We start from the raw sequence: 21227 nt of genomic DNA, 5'->3' as shown, positions 1-21227 counted from the left end.
ATATAGCCTCTTGTAATAGAGGTTTTTAATTTGTTATTATTAGACTGAACGGTCGGTTTAAAGAGGTGTAAATATGAGAAGAAGTGCAGAAGAGATAAAGAAAGAAATTGCATATAAAGCAGAAAGTCTGTTTTCACAGAAGGGCTATGCAGCTACATCTATGGAAGAGATTTGTGAAATTACAGAGCGAAGTAAAGGAAGCATTTATTATCACTTTAAAAGTAAAGAAGAATTATTTTTATTTGTAGTAAAACAGCATACGTATGATTGGCTTGAAAAATGGAATGAAAAAGAGAAGTTGTATAGTACGAATACTGAAAAACTATATGGCCTCGCGGAATATCATGTCGAGGACATACAGCAACCAATTTCAAATGCAATAGAGGAATTCTCTATGAGCCAAGTTGTAAGTAAAGAGATTTTGGATGAACTATTGGCTTTAACTAGAGAATCATATGTTATGTTTGAGAAACTAATTGGAGCAGGCATACAGTCTGGAGAGTTTCGTGAAGATAATACGCGCGATCTTATGTATATTGTGAATGGATTATTATCAGGGCTTGGAGTACTTTACTACGAGTTAGATTATAAAGAACTGCAACGTATTTATAAAAAGGCAATAGATGTATTGTTAAAAGGAATGGCAGCTGAATAATAGGTCAGTTGCTTTTCTTACAAAATAAATTAGACCGAACGGTCGGTTTATGAAAGGGGAATGAAAATGAACGCTTTATTTAAAAACCGAGCATTTATGCTCGTTATGGCATCTGATATTTTACAACAATTTGCAATTTGGATTAGAAATATGGCTCTTTTATATTTCATAATGGAGCGAACGAATAATGATCCAGTTTCAGTTTCGTTGTTATCGGTTATGGAATATGCACCTATTTTTATTTTCTCGTTTATCGGTGGTGCACTAGCTGATCGCTGGAATCCGAAAAGAACGATGGTTGCTGGAGACGTATTAAGCGTACTGTCTATTATAGGAATTGTCTTGTTGTTAAAGTTAGATTATTGGCAGGCTATATTTTTTGCAACACTCATTTCCGCGATTGTAGGTCAGTTTTCTCAGCCATCATCTTCGCGTATATTTAAGCGCTACGTAAAAGAAGAGCAGGTAGCAAATGCGATTGCATTTAACCAAACGTTACAGTCATTATTTCTGATTTTTGGGCCAGTAGTAGGATCGCTTGTGTACACACAACTTGGTTTATTTACGTCACTATATAGCTTAATCATTTTATTTTTGTTATCTGCTATTGCTCTTTCGTTTTTACCAAAATGGGTGGAACAAGAGCAAGTGGCGAGAGATTCATTAAAAAATGATATAAAAGAAGGGTGGAAATACGTTCTTCATACGAAAAATTTACGTATGATTACGATCACTTTCACCATTATGGGCTTAGCTGTTGGACTAACGAATCCATTAGAAGTGTTTCTTGTAATAGAACGGCTTGGAATGGAAAAAGAAGCAGTTCAATATTTAGCCGCAGCTGATGGAATAGGTATGTTAATTGGTGGTATTGTTGCTGCAGTTTTCGCTTCAAAAGTGAATCCGAAAAAGATGTTTGTATTCGGTATGAGCATATTAGCGATGTCATTTTTAGTAGAAGGGCTATCTACATCATTTTGGATTACTAGTTTTATGAGATTTGGCACAGGTATTTGTTTAGCTTGTGTTAATATCGTTGTCGGTACGCTTATGATTCAACTTGTACCAGAAAATATGGTTGGAAGAGTAAATGGAACAATTTTGCCACTGTTTATGGGGGCGATGTTAATCGGAACTTCACTAGCTGGAGGATTGAAGGAGATGACCTCACTAGTTACTGTATTTTGTATAGCAATGTCACTTATTTTATTTGCGATAGGACCAGTTCTACGCATGCAAATAAATAAAGAAGATGTCGCTAATAAAGAGGAACTAACAAATTCGTTAGCCTCGAAATAGCTATTGTAAGGGAGCAGAATTGCTCCCTTTTCTTGTGGCAATCTTTTGACAATGACATGCCCCAACTATATACTGATGATGTAAAAACGATTTTACAGGTTAGGAGAAATGGTGTGAAAAATCAAATCTATGAATTACGCACTGAAAACAATATTTCACAAGGTGCATTGGCTGATAAGTGTAAAGTTTCTAGACAGACGATAAATGCAATTGAGAATAATAAATATGATCCAAGCTTAGCGTTAGCATTCCGTTTAGCTGAAGTATTAGGAACAACTGTTGATAAACTATTTTTGTACAAGTTGTAGGGGGAGTAGTTGTTGGGGAAAGAGAAAATAAGCCTTGTAGTTACGGCATTAGTAGCTATAAGTACGTTAGTGTTTGCACTTTATTATTGGTTAACTGAACTTCAAGTAAACTGGTATGCACTATTTATTTGTAGCATCACATTACATTATATGTTTAAAAGTTTGGCATCGCATAATGTGGAAGGGGCAACGGAGGAGAAAGAAGATGTAGAAAAACATGTATTAAAAACAAGTGCAAATGTTACGTATTATGTACTTGTTGTATTAATTTTTGGTTTGTTTTTCGCATCGGTAGGTTTTAATAAATGGATTGATTTTCATAACATACCGCTTTTGTTTGCGTTATGCGCTGCGATAGTTGTAAAGCCGGCTGTAGAATTTTTAATTGTAAGACGTTATCGCTAAAACTAAAGAAAAGATCCTCTTCTCATGAGAAGAGGATCTTTTTCTTATAGCGTTTTAGTTTTTGGACTAGGTGGTGTAACGGATGTATCATTTTCGGGAACTCTAGTTAGTAAGAATCCACCGATAACGAACAGCACAATAATACTAAGGACACCAGCGTTGGTTTTTCCTGTTAATTGCGTTGTAACACCGACTAATACTGGACCCATAATTGCCGCGAATTTACCAAAGATATTATAAAATCCGAAGAATTCATTTGCAGATTCTTTTGGTACTAGTTTAGCAAAATAGGAACGACTAAGTGCTTGAATACCACCTTGAGAAGTGGCAACTAACATTGCTAAAATCCAGAAATCGAGTGTCGTTTTTAAGAAATAAGCATATATGCAGATAATGATATAAATAATAATACCGACGTATAGCATTTTTTTACCTGTAAATGTTTCTGATAATTTTCCGTATAATAAGGCGAATGGACAAGCTACAATTTGTGTGACAAATAAGATGATTAATAGATTCGTTGCACTAATACCGAGATCTGTTCCGTAAGCGGTAGACATAGTAATAATTGTATCGACCCCGTCAATGTAGAAGAAGTAAGCAATTAGGAACATAAAGACCGTTTTATATTCTTTAATATTTTTAAAAGTATCAGCAAGGCGTTTGAAGCTCATTGCAATTGGTCTAGGGTGACGTTCAATATAGTGCGTTTGCTCTACGTTTTTTAGCATTGGAATTGTAAATAATCCCCACCAAAGAGCTGTTATTGCGAATGAAATTTGACTGGCAATGCCGACTGATAAAGGGATAGTGCCTTTTTGAGCAAGAATAATAAGAGCGATACAACCGATGAAAGGAATAGTACTCCCAATATAGCCTAATGCAAAGCCTCGTGTAGAAATTCGGTCCATTCTATCTTTAGAGGTAACATCTACTAAAAATGCATCATAAAAAATGTTTGCTCCCGCAAAACCGACTAATGCGAGCATATAGCAGCCTAATAATAAGTACCACTGAGACGTTGGGACGACTGCTAGCATACTTGTAAATACGATACCGAGTCCAAAGAAGAATGTGAAAAATCGTTTTTTAAATCCTTTATAATCAGCAACTGTGCCGAGAATAGGAGCAAGTATAGAAATTAAAAGTGTAGCGAAAGAGTTCGCATATCCCCAATATGCCGTTGAAGTTGCACCAGATAGTCCGGCTTCTTTTGCAGCTGCTTTAAAGTAAATTGGAAATAATGCAGTGGTAATGACGAGCGAATATACCGAATTCGCCCAATCGTATAATATCCAGCTTTTTTCTTGTCTGGACATTTTTTTCATATAATGTTCCCCCTTAAATTTGTTCTACTAACAGTGTACAAAAATAAAAATTATAAAAAGAGAAACAGTGATGATTTTTACATAAATTTTACATATATACACAGTTCTTTACAATTGAAGTAAATCCTCTACAATTGATCCGTCTGTTTCACCTAAGTGTAAACCGAGTAGTCTAGCGATAGTTGGACCTTCATCAATAAGTCTCATATACGGAATGGTAACGCCGCTTTTTATCCCTTTCCCAGCAGCGATAAAAATTGTTTCATAGTTAGGTTTTGTTGGAGAGTATCCATGCGTACCAAATGTATATTTTTTACTAGGCGTAACATCTTTTTCAGTAATTTCTTTTATAAAATCGCCTGTATAGTTTTCAGTGAAATAATATCCTTCTTGTGCTTCCAACATAAATAAACAATTACCATCTGCACCGCAGTCTTTTGCAGCCTCATCATGAAGCATAAATTCAATACCGTTTTGTTTATTTTGAAGTAACTCTTCAAGTAGTAGTTGTATTTTTCGAATTGTATCCGTATCATTTTTGTCCTTCACATATACATAGGCAGAGCCGTCGCAACTTTGGCAATAGACCTTCCAGTCTACTAATTTTCCTTTTGAATTTATAGATATAAGCCCTTTTTGATGAAATAGTACATTTAATTGAATGGCTTTGTTTTCACTTAAAGCGCTATGATCACCGAGAGCGATAATTGTACTTTCTTCGTATAGGTCACTGTCTTTTAAAGCTTGAATAATTTTTCCTAGCCGTTCATCATGTCTATGGATAGCAGCTATTGTTTCGTTAGATTCAAAGCCGTGATAGTGTCTTTGAGTGTCTAAATCGGTGAAATGTACAAACATGACATTAGGCTTCTTCGTCTGGATTGTATGCACAGCAGAAGCAAGTACGAAATCATCGAGTTCAGGCTGTGATAAGCCATTTCTTATATGACCAAAACGCTGATTCAAATCTAATTGATATAGCGGGCTACCGCTAAATAATGAAACTAAAATTTGATTTTGCCACGGTCTATTTGGAAAAATTTCAGGTAAATTGTAATCAATATTTGCTCTGCCGGTAACAGGCCATAGAAGGGCAGCTGTCGTTAAATTTGCTTTATGTGCTTCATCGTATAACGTTGTTCCTTTAATGGATTTTCGGTACCAATGCCAATCTGGTGACTCGCGTCCAGGTTGAAGTAACGTATTGCTAACTACGCCATGTTTATTAGGGTAGTTTCCAGTAACGATTGTTGAGTGACTTGGATATGTTACAGAAGGATAAATAGGTTCCACTTTTCTTGCCATCGCGCCCTTGTTTATTAATGTTTGAAAATTAGGGAGTTTTTGTAATATAGGAAAATCTAAAGCTGATAAGCAATCGAAAGATAAAATAATGACGTGATTTGTTAATGCTTTATCCATAAAGTTCCCTCCTGATTATATAAAACCTATTCTTATATATTACTATTAATACCTAGTAATAAAAATATATTTCTAGGTAAAAATTTATTATTTATTTTCAGAAAAATTAAACATATAATTAAGTATAAGGGAATGAATGGAAGGAGGGAATACTATGGATTGGCTAGATGGATTTAGTATCTTTTACATCATTGGCGGAATTACGATTATCCTTGTATTTGCTATTTCGTATTTACTAAAGAAACGGTTTCCAAACAAACAGTTCGATATTATATTTGCACTTAGTTTAATACTTCTGTGTTTAGCATCCTTTCCGGTTACAATGATGGTGATTGGTGGATGGGAAGGAATGGGATATGGATTTATTGGTTTCTTCGTTCTACTTGGTACACTTATCGGTATGATTGCACATCAACTGGTAAAAATCTCGCGAAAAAGCTACGTATAAAACTGCAGAAAATGAAAAGAATATATAAAAATGAGAAAATTAGCTATTGTTTTAAAAAAGAATTTGTATTATGATAATCAACAAATTTATTTCGTTATAACGATGAAAAAGGACTAGTACATGTTCAACCTTTTTAGCAGAGAGAGAATCCGCCAGGCTGAAAGATTTTTAAAAAGGCGATATGGAACCTACCTTTGCGTTCTGCATATGCAGCGGGAATTTCCCGTTATCAAAAAGAGAGCATGCACAATTTTTTGTGCATGAATCAGGGTGGTAACGCCGGCAAAGCTCGGTCCCTATTTAGGGACGCGGGCTTTTTGGTATTTTCAAAAGGAGGAAGATTGACTATGGCAAAAGAACAAGTACAGGCGATTACGAAGATGGAAGAGGATTTTGCACAGTGGTACACAGATATTGTAAAAAAAGCAGAACTTGTTGATTATTCAAGTGTAAAAGGATGTATGATTCTACGCCCGTACGGTTATGCCTTATGGGAAAATATGCAGAAAGTTATGGATGAAAAGTTAAAAGCAACTGGTCATGAAAATGTATATATGCCAATGTTTATTCCAGAAAGTTTATTGCAAAAAGAGAAGGATCATGTAGAAGGATTTGCTCCTGAAGTAGCATGGGTGACACATGGCGGGGATGAAAAATTAGCGGAGAGACTTTGTATACGGCCTACATCTGAAACTTTATTCTGTGAGCATTTTTCAAAAATTGTGCAATCCTATAATGATTTGCCAAAGCTATATAATCAGTGGTGTTCAGTAGTTCGTTGGGAGAAAACAACGAGACCATTCCTTCGTACAACGGAATTCTTATGGCAAGAGGGTCATACAATTCATGAAACAGCAGAAGAATCGCAAGCTGAAACGTTACATATTTTAAATCTATATGCTTCTTTCTGTGAAGATTACTTAGCAATACCAGTAATTAAAGGGCAAAAAACAGAAAAAGAAAAGTTTGCAGGAGCAAAGGCAACTTATACGATCGAAAGTTTAATGCATGATGGGAAAGCACTTCAAACAGGAACATCCCATAACTTTGGAACGAATTTCTCTGAAGCATTTGATATTAAATTTTTAGATCGCAACGGTAAGTGGCAATATGTACACCAAACATCTTGGGGTGTATCAACAAGAATGATAGGTGGACTTATTATGGTTCATAGCGATAATAATGGTCTTGTAATGCCTCCTAAAGTCGCACCAGTACAAGTTGTTATTGTGCCGATTGCTCAGCATAAAGAAGGAGTTTTAGCGAAAGCAACAGAGTTACAAGAACATATTCAAAAGGTTGCACGAGTAAAAATAGATGCTAGTAATAAAACACCAGGCTGGAAATTTAATGAGTATGAAATGAAGGGCATTCCAATTCGATTAGAAGTTGGTCCTAAAGATATTGAAAAGAATCAAGTTGTACTTGTTAGAAGAGATACGAAAGAAAAAGAATTTATATCAATGGATCAATTAGAAAAACGTATTCCAGCACTACTTGAGGAAATTCATAATTCTTTATTTAATAAAGCAAAAGTATTTCGCGATGAGAATACGTATAGTGCGACGAATTTCGAAGAGATGAAAAAAGTAGCTGATGAAAAGCAAGGATTTATTAAGGCAATGTGGTGCGGAGAATTAGCTTGTGAAGAGAAACTAAAAGAAGAAGTTGGAGTATCTTCTCGCTGTATGCCTTTTGAGCAAGAGCATTTAGCTGACCAATGTATTTGTTGTGGTAAAGAAGCTAAACAAATGGTGTATTGGGGAAAAGCGTATTAATGCTTTTTTGATAGATGATAAAAAGGACTTTGGGCTGCATAATAAAATGCAATCCAAAGTCCTTTTTAGTTTTGCAATTTGTTTCATGTATGTTTTAGATGGAAGGATGTGTTTTTATTTTGCGTTTTTACGGCGAATAAATAGTAACATACCGATTAGGAATGTTGAAAGTCCCATTAAAATAGATGCAGGATAATGCGTTGCCGTATTAGGTAACTTATCGCCTTCTTTTTTCACATTATCTTTTACATTACCACCTTGGGATCCGTTGCCACCTTGAGAACTACTATCGCTTTTAACGCGGTTGCCGCCTTGAGAGCCATTACCACCTTGAGAACTGCTATCGCCTTTAACACGGTTACCACCTTGAGAACCGTTACCACCAGAACCGTTGCCACCAGAAGCATTGCCGCCAGAACCGTTACCACCAGAACCGTTACCACCAGAACCATTGCCACCAGAACCACTGCCGCCAGAACCGCTACCACCAGAACCGTTACCACCAGAACCGTTACCACCAGAAGCATTGCCGCCAGAACCGTTACCACCAGAACCGTTACCACCAGAACCATTGCCACCAGAACCATTGCCACCAGAACCATTGCCACCAGAACCACTGCCACCAGAACCGTTGCCATCAGAACCGTTGCCGCCGGAGCCATTGCCACCAGAACCACTGCCGCCAGAACCACTGCCACCAGAACCGTTGCCATCAGAACCGTTGCCGCCGGAGCCATTGCCACCAGAACCACTGCCGCCAGAACCGTTGCCATCAGAACCGTTACCACCAGAACCATTGCCACCAGAACCGTTACCACCGGAACTGTTGCCGCCAGAGCCATTGCCGCCGGAGCCATTGCCACCAGAACCACTGCCATCAGAACCGTTGCCACCAGAACCGTTGCCGCCAGAACCACTGCCATCAGAACCGTTGCCACCAGAACCGTTGCCACCAGAACCGTTACCACCAGAACCGTTGCCGCCAGAACCGTTGCCACCAGAGCCACTGCCATCAGAACCGTTGCCGCCGGAGCCATTGCCACCAGAACCACTGCCATCAGAACCATTGCCACCAGAACCACTATCGTCCTGAGAGCCACTGTTTCCTGGTGGCTTATTATTATCTTTTGAGTTGCCTTCTGCTAAATGATCGTTATTTTGTACAATTGCGTTTGCTGCTGGAGAGAAGTTTTCCGTTGCTGCATTACCGATATTTAAACCGCTAAAAAAAGATAAAGAGAGTGTTGATGCTAAAATGAAGATTTTCGTCATTGTTTTCCTCCTAAGAAATTAATATTCCATCTAAAATACATCCTTTTGTAATATTTCTTAGGAAAAAGAGTTTTATGCAAAAAAAACTATATATAGAAAAAGGTGGTGTATTTTTGAAGAGAGAAAAGAGTTAATGTAAACTCTTTATCCCGCTATTTGACGGGTAGTAAGAACCCCACCTGAAAATTCAGCGAAAGCAAAGAATTTAGGTGGGGGATGAACAAAACCCCACTGATTAAAGTTTCACTTTATAAATAGTAGAGCAGTGAGAATTTTACACTCATTACAGTAGAGGAAGTGACAGCAGATGAAAGAATATATTGCATTTGATATTGGTGGTACACAAATTAAATATGGAATTGTTTCAGAAACAGGAACAGTACTAAAGCATAAAACAGTTCCAACAGAAATTCATTTGGGTGGGGAACAAATCATTCAAAAACTTATTCTTCTATCCCGAAAATTAATGAATGAACATACAATTTCGGGAATTGGCATTAGTACTGCGGGAATTGTTAATATTCATAAAGGAGTTGTAACGGGAGGGGTGGAGCATATTCCGAACTACGCGACTATTCCTATTATTGATAGATTGCAAGAGGTATTACAAGTTCCTGTATCCGTTGAAAATGATGTGAATTGTGCAGCTTTGGGTGAGAAGTGGAAAGGTATTGGAAACGGAAAAAGAAATTTTATTATGCTTACTCTTGGAACTGGTATTGGAGGAGCGATTTTTATAGATGGAGAGTTATACAGAGGATATTCTTTTAGTGCTGGTGAATGGGGAAATATGTTAATAGAAGGAAAGCCGTTTGAAGGGGTCGCTTCCATTTCAGGGTTAATTCGTCTTGTGCGAAAATATAAAGGTGAAAGTGATTGGAATGGAAAAACGATTTTCGAACTGTATGATAAAGGAGATAGAGAAGTTACACAAGCGGTTGAGGTTTTCTTTAAACATTTAGCGATTGGAATTAGTAATCTTGCTTATATTTTTAATCCAGAAATGATTGTTATAGGTGGAGGAATTACTGATAGGGGAAATCAGTTCTTAAAAGAAGTAAAAGAAGAGGTAGAAAAATATTTAGATAAAGAGATTTATAGTAATTGTGAGATTGAACTTGCACAAAACGGTAATTGTGCAGGAATGATTGGTTCTATTTACCACTTCTTACATCATCATAAGTAAATTATATGAATGTTTTCATATAACTGAGAATTTATCCTTTTTATCATTAGGTAAATAATGCTACAATATAAGGGAAGAATACAATATTTTCCGCCTTGGAAAATGCTTTGTAGAAAGGAAGAAACTGCATGCCTATTATTTTAGAAAAAGGTCAAAAGATCGATTTAACGAAAGGACAACCAAAAGTAGCAAAACTACAGGTTGGCTTAGGCTGGGATCCAATTGGGCAATCAGGTGGGTTTCTGTCTTCATTATTTGGAAGTAAACCAAATGTAGATTGTGATGCATCTGTTGTTATGTTAGAAGGGGATCGTTTTTTAAACAAAAACGATTTAGTTTACTTCGGAAACAAGCTTTCTACTTGTGGTAGTATTATTCATTCAGGAGATAATTTAACAGGTGAAGGCGCTGGTGATGACGAAACAATTTTCGTAGAATTACATAAAGTTCCGAGCCGTATTAATCGTTTAGTATTCGTTGTAAATATTTATGACTGTGTAAATCGTCGCCAAGATTTCGGGATGATTCGTAATGCGTATATTCGTATTCAAAACCCGCAAACTGGTGAAGAATTAGCACGCTATAATTTATCGGATAATTATGCTGGCAAAACGACTCTAATTGCAGGTGAAATGTATCGCCACGGAAGTGAATGGAAGTTTTCAGCTGTTGGAGAAGGCACACAAGATAAAAACTTAAGTGAGATTGTATCACGTTATCAATAAAATAAACCGAGGAGGAATTGAATATGGCATCAATTTCATTGAAAAAAGGACAAAAGGTAGACTTAACAAAAACAAATCCAGGTCTTTCAAAAGTTCTTGTAGGACTTGGTTGGGATACGAATCGTTATGACGGACAAAACGATTTCGATTTAGATGTTAGTATTTTCTTAGTAGGTGCTAACGGTAAAGTTTCAGGTACAGAGGATTTCGTCTTCTATAATAATCCAAAAGGTGCGAATGGTGCTGTCGAGCATTTAGGAGATAACCGAACTGGCGAAGGTGAAGGCGATGACGAATCGATTAAAGTAGATTTAAAAAATGTACCTGCACATATTGAACGTATTTGTTTCTCAATCACAATTTACGATGGAGAAGGTCGTAGCCAAAACTTCGGACAAGTTTCTAACTCTTTCGTACGTATTTTAGATGAAGAAAAGAATGCAGAGTTAATTCGTTACGATTTAGGAGAAGATTTCTCTATTGAAACAGCTGTTGTAGTAGGGGAATTATACCGTCATGCAGGTGACTGGAAGTTCAATGCAATCGGAAGTGGATTCCAGGGCGGATTAGCGTCTCTATGTAATAATTTCGGTTTAGATGTAGAGTAATAGATTTTATATATCCATCGGTGAAACAGGTGTTTACTGATGGATATATTTTTTAAGATATAAAATATAGAGGTGAATATAAATGGTTATTCAATTGCAAAAAGGACAGAAGATTGATTTAGGTAAGACAAGCCCTGGCTTAACAAAAGCAGTAATTGGTCTTGGATGGGATATTAAATCTTATGACGGTGGATCAGATTTCGATTTAGATGCATCAGCATTCCTATTAGATGCGAATGGAAAATGTACGAAGGAAACTGATTTTATTTTCTATAATAATTTACAGTCTCCTTGTGAATCTGTTCTACATACAGGAGATAACCGTACAGGTGAAGGTGAAGGCGATGATGAACAACTTGTTGTGGATTTAAAGAAAGTTCCAGCAGATGTGCACAAAATTGCTATTACAGTTACAATTTATGATGGAGAAGGCCGTAGTCAAAACTTTGGACAAGTAGGAAATGCGTTCGTTCGTTTAGCGAATGAAGAAACGAATGAAGAAGTTCTTCGTTTTGATTTAGGGGAAGATTTCTCCATCGAAACAGCAGTTGTCTTTTGTGAATTATACCGTCATAATGGACAGTGGAAGTTTAATGCAGTAGGAAGTGGATTCCAAGGTGGTTTAGGTGCGCTTGTAAGAGCGTATGGCTTGGAAGCATAGGAAGGAAACGACATTCGTTTCCTTTTTTTGACCTTTCTATAAATCTAGCAAAGAATAGGGGATATAGGTAAGATGAGTATTTTGCAAGGAATCCTTGATACGTATGCTCAGTTTTTCGACTTGGACATGTGGATTAAAGTGTTGCAAGATCCAGTATCTTGGGGATTAATAGGTACACTTGTTGTACTTGAAGGGTTGTTATCTGCTGATAACGCACTTGTATTAGCGGTAATGGTAAAACACCTTCCGGAAGAAAAGCGTAAAAAAGCATTATTCTATGGACTTATTGGAGCTTATGTATTCCGTTTTATTGCAATTGGAATCGGAATGTTCTTAATTAAATTATGGTGGGTAAAACTTCTTGGTGCACTTTACCTTGCTTGGTTATCAGTGAAATACTTTATTGATAAGCGTAAAGGTGCAAGTGAAGAAGAAGAAGCTCATGGCATGAATCAAAATAGTATTCTCTTTAGAATGTTCGGTGTCTTCTGGGGAACAGTTGCGATGGTTGAATTAATGGATATCGCGTTCTCTGTAGATAGCGTACTTGCTGCATTCGGTGTATCTAATGAAGTTTGGATTCTATTATTAGGCGGAATGCTTGGTATTTTAATGATGCGTGGTATCGCTGGTGTATTCTTAAAATTGTTAGAGCGTATTCCAGAGCTTGAAACAACAGCATATATTTTAATCTTAATTATCGCATCGAAAATGCTATTGTCTCTAATTGATATTCATATTAGTCATACACTGTTCTTCATTATTTTAGTTGTAGCATTTGGAGCAACGTTTATACTTCACTACATGAAGAATTCTGGACAAGCTAAAGAAGAAGTTGCAGCTACTAAAAATAATCATAAATAATTGAAATGGGTTTGCTCGTTATGCGAGCGCCCATTTTTTATAACTAAAAATAGTTTATAATAGAAGAGAGACTTTATAAAAAAAGTAAATGTTTTTGGAGGTGAACTGTTGTGTTTTCACGTTTTACACTTCAACCATGTGCATTAAAAGACGAATCAGATTTAAAGCAATTTGAAGCGCTTTTAGAAAAACGCCCACAATATGAACTGACAGAGAATGAGATGAAGTTTAGTTATATAGCATGTCGAATCCTTGGCGTTCCTAATGATGTAGATGAATATTTTAATGAGCTATTTGATTATAGTGAAGCGAAAGGAATCGAAGTTTTACACGAACAAAATTTAAACAAAGTGATTGATTCGGAAAAGCTTCGTCATATTCAAGAAGTGTTCGGATTACATCAAGAAGCACCAAATGGTCTGACAGTAAATAGGTTAGTGGCACATTTATCTGGGAAACAACTTTTACCGAAAGTAGACAATCCTGACTTACAGCATTATATACATACGACGTTTATTTCTGTATTGAAATTATATGAGAAACAACATAACCAATCGTTAAAAACAGAAGGATTCCGTCGTTTCTTAATTGATATAATTAAATTAAGTGAAAATTACGTAGCGAAGTGGTTCTCTACGATTAATTATAAGAAACAAATGCCGCGCATTATTTGGTACGGTGATGCACAGGAAAGCCGTATATATTTCTTATACTTTCTTATTATGCTCGGTTGCGATGTACTTTATTATCACCCAGAAGGAAAAGATGGATTTGAGAATGTTGATGAGGAAGGAAGAAGTTTTGTTGTGTCTCATCCAGGTCGGATTTCTCTTGAGCCATTTCCAAATCGCCGCCGTGAGCGAGTTGCGACAGTAGCGTATCAGGCTTCAAAAGAAATTGAACAAGTACTTCACCATGATAACTCACTGCTGTACAAGCCATGGCAATTTCGTTCCTATACGCCTGTAGCTCGTACGCTCAAAACAACGTATGATGAACTCTTTTTAATTACGAAAGAAAAGGCATTTGTGCGTCCAACATTCTTTGTTGAAAATAAACACATTTATATCCCTTCTTTATTTGCGAAAATATCAGGTGTCTCAAAAAATGATAAAGAATATTTTCAGCGATTAAAGGCTATTACATCATTTGATAACAGTTTATTAATTAATACATTTCCGTTTACGAAAGAACAAAAAGCGAATTTCCAATATCATTACCGAGATGCGTTAGACCGCGGGGGGAAATTACACCCTGATTTAATTATGAACAGTCATTGGTGGCCACATAAACGTTTGCCAGAAGGATTGCAACATGGTATTGCAGAGGCGATCATCCATACGTGCGAAAGTGAAATGTGTAAACCCATTGCGAAAGAGACGAAACAAGATGTAGCACTGTATGTTTTCGCACAGCTTTCTCAAATACCGCCGAACATTTTAGAGCAACTTGAGAAATTTGATTACTCGCAAGAAGTACCGAAAATTGTTATATTTAATAATGAGAAGAGCGGAGAATTAAGCCGTTCGGATGCTGTTTTATTATTATTTTTAAATCAAATTGGGGTAGATGTATTCCACTTTAATCCAACGGGGAGAAATGATATTGAACCGTATATTGAAGCAGAAGCATTTGATTCCCATTGGCTTGAAGAAGTTAATTTCGATCTTGAGTTTCATGGTTCATCAGCCTATAAAAATTTATCACAAACAATAAAAGGACTATTTCGTCCATTTTTATAAGGAAAGGGAGAATGCCATATGAATAACCCAGTCATACTAGATTCGAAAACAGAATTAAATGAGCAAACGGCACAAGATGTTCGTTTACAACTTAGACAAGATGCAGAAGTACAACGTATTTATAATGCAGTAGATATTAAAGATCAGTTAGAATTAATCGAGCTTGGAAAAGAACCATCTATGGAAATTTCACGTTTCGCTGATCAAATTTTACATACAATGTCTTTATCAAAAATAGAAGACTCCGGAGAATTATTAAAACAGCTTGGTAAAATTATGGACAGATTCGATAGCAAAGACTTTGCGGAAGAGAAAAGCGGTTTCTTCTCACGTATGTTCAAAAAAGCTGATAAAATGATTGAACAGATCTTTAGTAAGTACCAAACAATGGGTCGCGAAATGGATAAAGTATACGTAGAAATTACAAAGTATCAAGATGAAATGAAAAAATCAATCGGTACGTTAGATGGTTTATATGAGCAAAATTTAAAATATTATTTAGACTTAGAAAAGTATGTAGTAGCAGGAGAAATGTTATTAGAGCGTTTAAATACAGAGTTGGTTCCAATGTACGAAGAGCGCGTGCGCAACAATGACCAATTAGCAGGTATTGAATTAGAATCACTGAAAAATTCTGTTGAAATTTTAGAGCAACGTATTGATGATTTAGAAAAAGCACGTATGGTTGCGCTACTTACAGCACCACAAATTCGTATGGTTCAACGTGGTAATAATAAATTAATTGGTAAAATCAATACAGCATTTATTACAACGATTCCTATCTTTAAAAATGGTATTATTCAAGCGGTGAATGCGAAACGTCAAAAGCTTGTTGCAGATTCTATGGCTGAACTTGATCGCCGCACAAATGAATTACTTAAGAAAAATGCACAAAATATTGCAACGCAAAGTGTGGAAGTAGCGAGATTATCAGGTTCTTCTAGTATTAAGATGGAAACACTTGAGGAAACTTGGAACATTATTTCAAGAGGTATGCAAGAAACACAACAAATTGAAGAGCAAAATAAACGTGAGCGCGAAGAAAGCCGCAAGCGTATGGCTACGTTAACAGAGAACATAAAAAAAGAATTACAAGGATAAAGTGAAACTTTAATCAGTAGGGACATCTCCCGCAAATAGTGAAATAAATGAAAAGGCAATGAGGAATAATCCTCATTGCCTTTTAGTTTCTCTTTACTAATTTAATGATCTCATTCACAACAAGTGGAATGATACTTAATAAGAGAACAAATCCCCAATCTCGCATCGTTAATGCGTGTACACCGAATATATTTGCAAGAGGTGGGATGGAGATAATACACACTTGCATAAGAACACCGATAAGAAGGGAGAAGACTAAATATTTATTTGTAAAGATCCCAATTGAAAAAATGGATTTCGTTCTTGAACGCAAGTTAAATGAATGAACGAGCTGAGAAAAACTAAGAACGACAAATGCCATCGTTTGAGCGTGTAATAGGGCATCTTCATCAATTTTCTCTGGGAAAAGAGGAAATAAATTTGTATCTCCGGTATAGAATTTTGCCCCGGCGATAAAGGCTGCTAACGTTAAAAGTCCAATGACAACCCCATTGAAAATAAGAAAAGGAACGCTACCACTAAATAAGCTTTCTTTCGCATGTCGTGGTTTTTCCTTCATCACATCTGGATCTTCAGGGTCAACCCCAAGTGATAATGCAGGCAGTGTATCTGTAATCAAATTGACCCACAAAATGTGAATAGGTCGTAGTGGTGTTGCCCAACCGAGTAAAATAGCTAAAAATAAAGCGATAATTTCTCCAAAGTTACAAGAGAGTAGGAAGAGAATTGATTTTTTTATGTTACGATAAATATTTCTCCCTTCCTCAACAGCTTTCACGATAGATGAGAAATTATCATCTGTTAATACTACATCCGCTGCCCCTTTTGCAACGTCTGTTCCTGTAATGCCCATCGCTACGCCAACATCTGCTTGTTTTAAAGATGGAGCGTCATTGACGCCATCACCAGTCATAGAAACGATATTTCCTTTTGCACGTAATGCTTTTACAATCTTTACTTTATGCTCTGGAGAGACTCTGGCAAATACATTTAAGTGATTAATTTTATTTGCTAGTTCTGTATCTGGGATGTTATCTAATTCAGTTCCAATCATAATTTCAGATATTTCTTTGGCAATACCAAGTTCTTTGGCAATTGCAAATGCGGTATCTTTATGGTCACCAGTAATCATAACTGTGCGAATACCGGCTTTTTTACATTCTGTAATGGAATCTTTTACTTCAGTTCGCGGTGGATCAATCATACCGACAAGACCAATAAAGATGAGATTTTCTTCGAGATGATCTATAACCACATCGTTTGAATTGTATTGTTTAAATGCGAATGAAAGTACTCTTAAAGCCTCTTGAGACATTGCCCCGGCAGCTTCTAATATTTGATTTTTATCAGCATCTGTTAGAACCTCGATTTTACCGTTTTTAAATATGTGGGTACATCGAGGTAAGAGTTTATCAATAGCACCTTTCGTCATGCTATAGTAGCTGTCATCGTATGTATGAACAGTTGACATCATTTTACGATCTGAATCGAAAGGCAGCTCGTTAACGCGTTCATGTATCTTTTCTAAATGATCTTTTTGCATGTTAAAAGTGTTTCCAGCAACAAGAAGGGCAATTTCTGTAGGGTCCCCTGTTTGTGAGTCGGAACTGTAAGAAGCATCGTTGCATAGCACCATATTTTCTAACAATAGACGTTGTACATCATTATTTACATTTAAGTTTTCTAAATGGTCGTATGTGTTATCACTATAAAAGTGAGTAACGGTCATTTTATTTTGCGTTAACGTACCTGTTTTATCTGAACAGATAATTGTGACAGAACCGAGAGCTTCGACAGCTGGTAGTTTACGAATGATAACATTTTGTTTAATCATTCGCTGCACACCAATTGCAAGAACGATGGAAACAATAGCCGGCAAGCCTTCTGGAATAGCTGCAACGGCTAAACTAATAGCAGTCATAAACATTTCTAACGTATCTCGTCCTTGTAAAAAACCGATGATAAACATAATGACGCAAATAGATACAGCAACAAAGCCTAAATACTTACCGACTTGTGCTAAGCTCTTTTGAAGTGGTGTCATATCATCGTCGGCTTCATGTAAAAGGGTAGCAATCTTACCAATTTGTGAGTTCATTCCAGTTTCAACAGCGACACCGACTCCGCGCCCATATGTTACTAGTGTCGACATAAAGGCCATATTTTTTTGATCGCCTAATGGTACTTGCTCATCACTTTGCATAGAAGGGTGGTAAATTGCATCTTTATCAACAGGGACAGATTCACCAGTTAGAGCAGATTCTTCAACTTTTAAATTTGCGGTTTCAATAAGTCGCAAATCACATGGGATATAACGTCCTGCATCCAGCATGACAATATCACCTGGAACGACTTGTTCAGATGGAATTTCTTTTAGTTCACCATCTCGCTTGACGATAGCTTTAGGTGTCGCCATCTTTTTCAATGCCTCTAAAGCTTGTTCTGCTTTCGATTCTTGGATGACACCGATAACAGCGTTTAAAACTACAACGAGCGCGATAATACTAGCATCAGCCCATTCACCTACAAAGGCAGAAATAAGGGCAGCAATAATAAGGACATATACGAGGACGTCATTAATTTGGGCGAAAATACGCTGCCATAACGTGCGTTTTTGTTTTGTAGCTAATTCATTAGAACCGTATTGCTTTAAACGTTCATTTACGATTTCATCTGTTAAACCGTGTTGTTCGTTTGTTTCTAAGTCGATTAATGTTTGATCTTTCGTCTTACTGTACCAATTGCTCATAAGTAAGCACCTCCAGTAAAAACAGTTAGCAATGGTAGTGTTGCTATTATTTGTGAGTAGTATGTATGGAGAAAAAATCTAAGGTGAGGTTCTACTTCCATTGTACAGTATTTTACAGTTGGTTGAGGGAAAGAGAAAAGTTGTCATGAATTTGTTGGAAATAAAAAAAGCCTCATATAAACGAGGCTTTTTTTACTTTTTAATTAATGTACCTAATTCTTCTGTAATAGCTTGCATTTCACTGATGCTGAATGTTTCACGTTTCATAACATGCTCGTAAATGTCACGTAAGTCTTCGTACATTTCTTCATTAAAGCTAGCAGCTCTCATCGCTCCAGCATTAACCATACGTAATTTTTCTTTAATAGCTTCGACCATATATTCAACGTTTTCTTCTGACTTTACGGATAAATCCACCGAAGTGTCCCCCTTTAAAATAACATAAGGATATCTTAACATTTTTTATCATTTTCGTTAATGAATCTTTTCAATCCTATTAAATTAGTAGGGATTTCCTTTATAATTAATAATTGGTTGTTTATACTATAAGTATATATAAAGAAATGCACCAAGAAGGGAAGAACAAAAATATGGTTCAAGTATTGTTTGTTTGTCTTGGGAACATTTGCCGTTCACCGATGGCAGAAGCAATTTTTCGAGATCTTGTCGTAAAAGAGGGACTCGAGGAGAAAATTGTCATTGATTCTGCAGGAACTGGAGATTGGCATGTTGGCCATCCGCCACATAAAGGAACACAAAAAATTTTAAAAGAAAATGCAGTCACTTTTGAAGGAATTAAAGCAAGGCAGGTAGAAAAAGAAGACTTAACAAAGTTTGATTATATTATTGCCATGGACAACAAGAATATAGCAGATTTAAAAAGTTTAGGTAAAACTGGAGGCTATATTGGTAGACTGTCCGATTTTGTTCCAGACGGTGGCTGGACAGACGTTCCCGACCCTTACTATACAGGGAATTTCCAAGAAGTATATGACCTTGTAACAGAAGGGTGTGCAAAGCTATTAGCTTTCATTCGAAATGAACAAGGAATATGAGGAAGCTTAGAAAGAAATACTTTCTAATATAAGAAATGAAAGGGTGAAGGAATATGGCAAAGAAAAATAATATTGCTCGAAACATTGCGATTGGTGTAGCTGCAGGTGTAGCTGTATCTATGTTGAAGAAGGAAAACCGTGAAAAAGTAAAAAATACTGCGGAAAAAGCAAAAACAAAGATGATTGAAATCGGTGAAAATGCGAAGATAAAAGAAAAAGTGCAAACTGTTACAGATAAAGGACGCGAACTCGCTGACTTCAATGTAGTAAAAGCGAAAGTAGCAGAAATTAAAAAATTGACGCCGTCTGTTGTAGAGACGTTAAAAGAAACGAAAGAAATTTTTAGTAAGAAAAAGGTTGAGCCAGCAGAGAAGCCAGAAACGATTGAAATTCAAGCTGTATCTTCAAAGGTAGATGAGCTGAAAGCAGAAGAAGAGCCAGTAGTTGCTGAAGATGGCGGTATGAAAGAAGCGCGTGAACTATTTATGAAAGACTCAAATGTAGAGGGAAAAAAAACTGAAGCGTACATTGAGTTGAAGCAAGATAAAGAAGAGAAGAAAAGCGTTTAAACATATATGAGAAAAATTTTAGAAAAGGTGAGGAGACATCGTACTTATTCGTTTGGTAAAGACTTATATGACCGAACGATGCGCGATGATGTAGCGGGCTTGGCAGCACAGCTCGCTTATTTCTTCTTGCTTGCAATTTTTCCTGGGCTCGTTTTCTTAATTACGCTTCTTGGATTTATTCCCATTCAAACAGAGGATGTGCTTAGTTTATTAGAGGTTTATGTACCAGATGATGCAATGAACTTAATTGAGGTAAATGTAGATAAAGTTGTAAATCAGCAAAATGGTGGTTTATTATCATTTGGTTTATTATCCATGTTATGGTTTGCCTCAAATGGTGTTAATGCGGTTATGAATGCTTTTAACCGCGCCTATGACGTGAAAGAAACACGTTCTTTTATTACAACAAGAGCGTTATCAATTGTGTTTACATTAGCTATCATTTTTATGATTGTCTTTGCTTTAATTGTCCCGGTATTCGGACAAGTTATTGGAGCAGCGGTGTTTAAAGCACTCGGTTTATCAGATAGTTTCTCTTTCGTATGGAGCATTACACGCTTAGTAGCGAGTTTCTTCGTACTATTTGCCTTGTTTAGTTTCTTATATACATTTGCACCAGATCGAAAGTTAAAAAGAAGAGAAGTCATTTCAGGAGCAACATTTGCTACTGTAGGATGGATTGTGGTATCGTACTCATTTGCTTATTATGTAGATAAGTTTGCGAATTACGCCAATACATATGGTGGTCTCGGTGGTATCATTATTTTAATGTTATGGTTTTACTTAACTGGATGGGTAATTTTACTTGGCGGTGAAATTAATGGTTTACTCCATCATTATAGGACGGGTGACAATAATTCCCGTAATGAAAAATGACCTCTTGTTCCATAATAATAGGGAACAGGGGGGATATTTCATGAGTAATAATAAAAAGAACCACAACAACAAAAATAACAATAAACAAAAGAGCAGTTCGCATCCAAAGCATAAAACGAGTAGTAGTGCGAACGGGCATAATAGCTACCATTAAAAAAACGGGTCCTCTATGAGGG

The 21227-nt window shown here is 36.5% G+C and carries 21 protein-coding genes and 1 other annotated feature; of the genes, 16 read left to right on the top strand and 5 right to left on the bottom strand.

The window, feature by feature from the left end; translation table 11 throughout:
- The first annotated feature begins 73 nt into the window (after positions 1 to 73).
- The 4 genes from MNO09_RS28755 to MNO09_RS28740 all read left to right on the top strand — a co-directional run bounded on the left by MNO09_RS28755 (position 74) and on the right by MNO09_RS28740 (position 2667).
- Complete coding sequence (locus MNO09_RS28755) at positions 74 to 655, top strand: TetR/AcrR family transcriptional regulator (RefSeq protein WP_001254438.1); 582 nt, start codon at positions 74 to 76, stop codon at positions 653 to 655.
- A 66-nt stretch (positions 656 to 721) separates the two neighbouring features.
- A complete protein-coding gene (locus MNO09_RS28750) occupies positions 722 to 1954 on the top strand; it encodes an MFS transporter (RefSeq protein ID WP_070169376.1) in 1233 nt (410 codons plus the stop codon).
- Positions 1955 to 2010: 56 nt separating this feature from the next.
- Positions 2011 to 2262 carry a helix-turn-helix transcriptional regulator gene (locus MNO09_RS28745; RefSeq protein ID WP_002070345.1) on the top strand — a complete coding sequence of 84 codons (252 nt, stop codon included), beginning with the start codon at positions 2011 to 2013 and terminating at the stop codon, positions 2260 to 2262.
- A gap of 12 nt (positions 2263 to 2274) precedes the next feature.
- Entirely contained in the window at positions 2275 to 2667 is a 393-nt protein-coding gene (locus MNO09_RS28740; RefSeq protein ID WP_000514016.1) for a hypothetical protein, read from the top strand.
- Positions 2668 to 2711: 44 nt separating this feature from the next.
- Here the strand turns inward: MNO09_RS28740 and MNO09_RS28735 are convergent, their stop codons facing one another.
- Positions 2712 to 3995: an MFS transporter gene (locus MNO09_RS28735; RefSeq protein ID WP_000738835.1), complete on the bottom strand. Its 1284-nt coding sequence runs from the start codon at positions 3993 to 3995 to the stop codon at positions 2712 to 2714.
- Between the two features lie 108 nt (positions 3996 to 4103).
- Positions 4104 to 5417: an alkaline phosphatase family protein gene (locus tag MNO09_RS28730; protein WP_000356427.1), complete on the bottom strand. Its 1314-nt coding sequence runs from the start codon at positions 5415 to 5417 to the stop codon at positions 4104 to 4106.
- A gap of 154 nt (positions 5418 to 5571) precedes the next feature.
- Between MNO09_RS28730 and MNO09_RS28725 the strand changes: the two genes are divergently transcribed.
- Positions 5572 to 5865, top strand: coding sequence for a YesK-like family protein (locus MNO09_RS28725; protein WP_000383868.1), 294 nt, complete (start codon positions 5572 to 5574; stop codon positions 5863 to 5865).
- A gap of 93 nt (positions 5866 to 5958) precedes the next feature.
- Positions 5959 to 6166, top strand: a binding site (T-box leader).
- Between the two features lie 46 nt (positions 6167 to 6212).
- Positions 6213 to 7643 (top strand): proline--tRNA ligase, encoded by a 1431-nt coding sequence (proS, locus tag MNO09_RS28720; protein WP_001040946.1) that lies wholly within the window; start codon positions 6213 to 6215, stop codon positions 7641 to 7643.
- A gap of 114 nt (positions 7644 to 7757) precedes the next feature.
- On the opposite strand, the gene MNO09_RS28715 is transcribed toward proS, so the two are convergent.
- Positions 7758 to 8915: a cell wall anchor protein gene (locus MNO09_RS28715; protein WP_088106801.1), complete on the bottom strand. Its 1158-nt coding sequence runs from the start codon at positions 8913 to 8915 to the stop codon at positions 7758 to 7760.
- 307 nt (positions 8916 to 9222) lie between these two features.
- Between MNO09_RS28715 and MNO09_RS28710 the strand changes: the two genes are divergently transcribed.
- The 7 genes from MNO09_RS28710 to MNO09_RS28680 all read left to right on the top strand — a co-directional run bounded on the left by MNO09_RS28710 (position 9223) and on the right by MNO09_RS28680 (position 15802).
- Positions 9223 to 10101 (top strand): ROK family protein, encoded by an 879-nt coding sequence (locus MNO09_RS28710; RefSeq protein ID WP_088106802.1) that lies wholly within the window; start codon positions 9223 to 9225, stop codon positions 10099 to 10101.
- A 128-nt stretch (positions 10102 to 10229) separates the two neighbouring features.
- Positions 10230 to 10826, top strand: a complete 597-nt coding sequence (locus MNO09_RS28705; RefSeq protein ID WP_001121586.1) for a TerD family protein — start codon at positions 10230 to 10232, stop codon at positions 10824 to 10826.
- Positions 10827 to 10849: 23 nt separating this feature from the next.
- Positions 10850 to 11434, top strand: a complete 585-nt coding sequence (locus MNO09_RS28700) for a TerD family protein (RefSeq protein ID WP_000146732.1) — start codon at positions 10850 to 10852, stop codon at positions 11432 to 11434.
- An 82-nt stretch (positions 11435 to 11516) separates the two neighbouring features.
- On the top strand, positions 11517 to 12095 hold the full coding sequence (locus MNO09_RS28695; protein ID WP_000236646.1) for a TerD family protein: 579 nt from the start codon (positions 11517 to 11519) through the stop codon (positions 12093 to 12095).
- A 72-nt stretch (positions 12096 to 12167) separates the two neighbouring features.
- Positions 12168 to 12959 carry a TerC family protein gene (locus MNO09_RS28690; RefSeq protein ID WP_000025707.1) on the top strand — a complete coding sequence of 264 codons (792 nt, stop codon included), beginning with the start codon at positions 12168 to 12170 and terminating at the stop codon, positions 12957 to 12959.
- 110 nt (positions 12960 to 13069) lie between these two features.
- Complete coding sequence (locus MNO09_RS28685; protein ID WP_088106803.1) at positions 13070 to 14701, top strand: YceG family protein; 1632 nt, start codon at positions 13070 to 13072, stop codon at positions 14699 to 14701.
- A gap of 18 nt (positions 14702 to 14719) precedes the next feature.
- A complete protein-coding gene (locus MNO09_RS28680) occupies positions 14720 to 15802 on the top strand; it encodes a toxic anion resistance protein (RefSeq protein ID WP_001064402.1) in 1083 nt (360 codons plus the stop codon).
- Positions 15803 to 15884: 82 nt separating this feature from the next.
- Here MNO09_RS28680 and MNO09_RS28675 read toward each other — a convergent pair whose 3' ends face one another.
- Both MNO09_RS28675 and MNO09_RS28670 read right to left on the bottom strand, forming a co-directional pair.
- A complete protein-coding gene (locus MNO09_RS28675) occupies positions 15885 to 18551 on the bottom strand; it encodes a cation-translocating P-type ATPase (protein WP_000073678.1) in 2667 nt (888 codons plus the stop codon).
- Between the two features lie 192 nt (positions 18552 to 18743).
- Positions 18744 to 18968: a DUF1128 domain-containing protein gene (locus MNO09_RS28670; RefSeq protein ID WP_000366197.1), complete on the bottom strand. Its 225-nt coding sequence runs from the start codon at positions 18966 to 18968 to the stop codon at positions 18744 to 18746.
- Between the two features lie 173 nt (positions 18969 to 19141).
- Here MNO09_RS28670 and MNO09_RS28665 point away from each other — a divergent pair, with 173 nt between their 5' ends.
- From MNO09_RS28665 to MNO09_RS28655, 3 genes are read left to right on the top strand one after another with little or no spacing between them, the layout of a single operon-like run.
- On the top strand, positions 19142 to 19606 hold the full coding sequence (locus tag MNO09_RS28665; protein WP_000250910.1) for a low molecular weight protein-tyrosine-phosphatase: 465 nt from the start codon (positions 19142 to 19144) through the stop codon (positions 19604 to 19606).
- Positions 19607 to 19659: 53 nt separating this feature from the next.
- Positions 19660 to 20175, top strand: a complete 516-nt coding sequence (locus tag MNO09_RS28660) for a DUF4075 domain-containing protein (protein ID WP_001085385.1) — start codon at positions 19660 to 19662, stop codon at positions 20173 to 20175.
- Positions 20176 to 20181: 6 nt separating this feature from the next.
- Positions 20182 to 21051 carry a YihY/virulence factor BrkB family protein gene (locus MNO09_RS28655; RefSeq protein ID WP_001226522.1) on the top strand — a complete coding sequence of 290 codons (870 nt, stop codon included), beginning with the start codon at positions 20182 to 20184 and terminating at the stop codon, positions 21049 to 21051.
- The last annotated feature ends 176 nt before the right edge of the window (positions 21052 to 21227 follow it).

Source organism: Bacillus sp. N5-665, from assembly GCF_022637375.2.
Classification (GTDB): Bacteria; Bacillota; Bacilli; order Bacillales; family Bacillaceae_G; genus Bacillus_A; species Bacillus_A wiedmannii.
This window is presented reverse-complemented; position numbering and strand designations above follow the sequence as displayed.

Coding starts and splice junctions, on each gene's coding strand:
- MNO09_RS28705 (WP_001121586.1), top strand. CDS start 10,230: ATGCCTATTATTTTAGAAAAAGGTCAAAAGATCGATTTAACGAAAGGA.
- MNO09_RS28700 (WP_000146732.1), top strand. CDS start 10,850: ATGGCATCAATTTCATTGAAAAAAGGACAAAAGGTAGACTTAACAAAA.
- MNO09_RS28745 (WP_002070345.1), top strand. CDS start 2,011: ATGCCCCAACTATATACTGATGATGTAAAAACGATTTTACAGGTTAGG.
- MNO09_RS28665 (WP_000250910.1), top strand. CDS start 19,142: ATGGTTCAAGTATTGTTTGTTTGTCTTGGGAACATTTGCCGTTCACCG.
- MNO09_RS28755 (WP_001254438.1), top strand. CDS start 74: ATGAGAAGAAGTGCAGAAGAGATAAAGAAAGAAATTGCATATAAAGCA.
- MNO09_RS28715 (WP_088106801.1), bottom strand. CDS start 8,915: ATGACGAAAATCTTCATTTTAGCATCAACACTCTCTTTATCTTTTTTT.
- MNO09_RS28680 (WP_001064402.1), top strand. CDS start 14,720: ATGAATAACCCAGTCATACTAGATTCGAAAACAGAATTAAATGAGCAA.
- MNO09_RS28660 (WP_001085385.1), top strand. CDS start 19,660: ATGGCAAAGAAAAATAATATTGCTCGAAACATTGCGATTGGTGTAGCT.
- MNO09_RS28730 (WP_000356427.1), bottom strand. CDS start 5,417: ATGGATAAAGCATTAACAAATCACGTCATTATTTTATCTTTCGATTGC.
- MNO09_RS28710 (WP_088106802.1), top strand. CDS start 9,223: ATGAAAGAATATATTGCATTTGATATTGGTGGTACACAAATTAAATAT.
- MNO09_RS28750 (WP_070169376.1), top strand. CDS start 722: ATGAACGCTTTATTTAAAAACCGAGCATTTATGCTCGTTATGGCATCT.
- proS (WP_001040946.1), top strand. CDS start 6,213: ATGGCAAAAGAACAAGTACAGGCGATTACGAAGATGGAAGAGGATTTT.
- MNO09_RS28655 (WP_001226522.1), top strand. CDS start 20,182: ATGAGAAAAATTTTAGAAAAGGTGAGGAGACATCGTACTTATTCGTTT.
- MNO09_RS28695 (WP_000236646.1), top strand. CDS start 11,517: ATGGTTATTCAATTGCAAAAAGGACAGAAGATTGATTTAGGTAAGACA.
- MNO09_RS28735 (WP_000738835.1), bottom strand. CDS start 3,995: ATGAAAAAAATGTCCAGACAAGAAAAAAGCTGGATATTATACGATTGG.
- MNO09_RS28690 (WP_000025707.1), top strand. CDS start 12,168: ATGAGTATTTTGCAAGGAATCCTTGATACGTATGCTCAGTTTTTCGAC.
- MNO09_RS28725 (WP_000383868.1), top strand. CDS start 5,572: ATGGATTGGCTAGATGGATTTAGTATCTTTTACATCATTGGCGGAATT.
- MNO09_RS28675 (WP_000073678.1), bottom strand. CDS start 18,551: ATGAGCAATTGGTACAGTAAGACGAAAGATCAAACATTAATCGACTTA.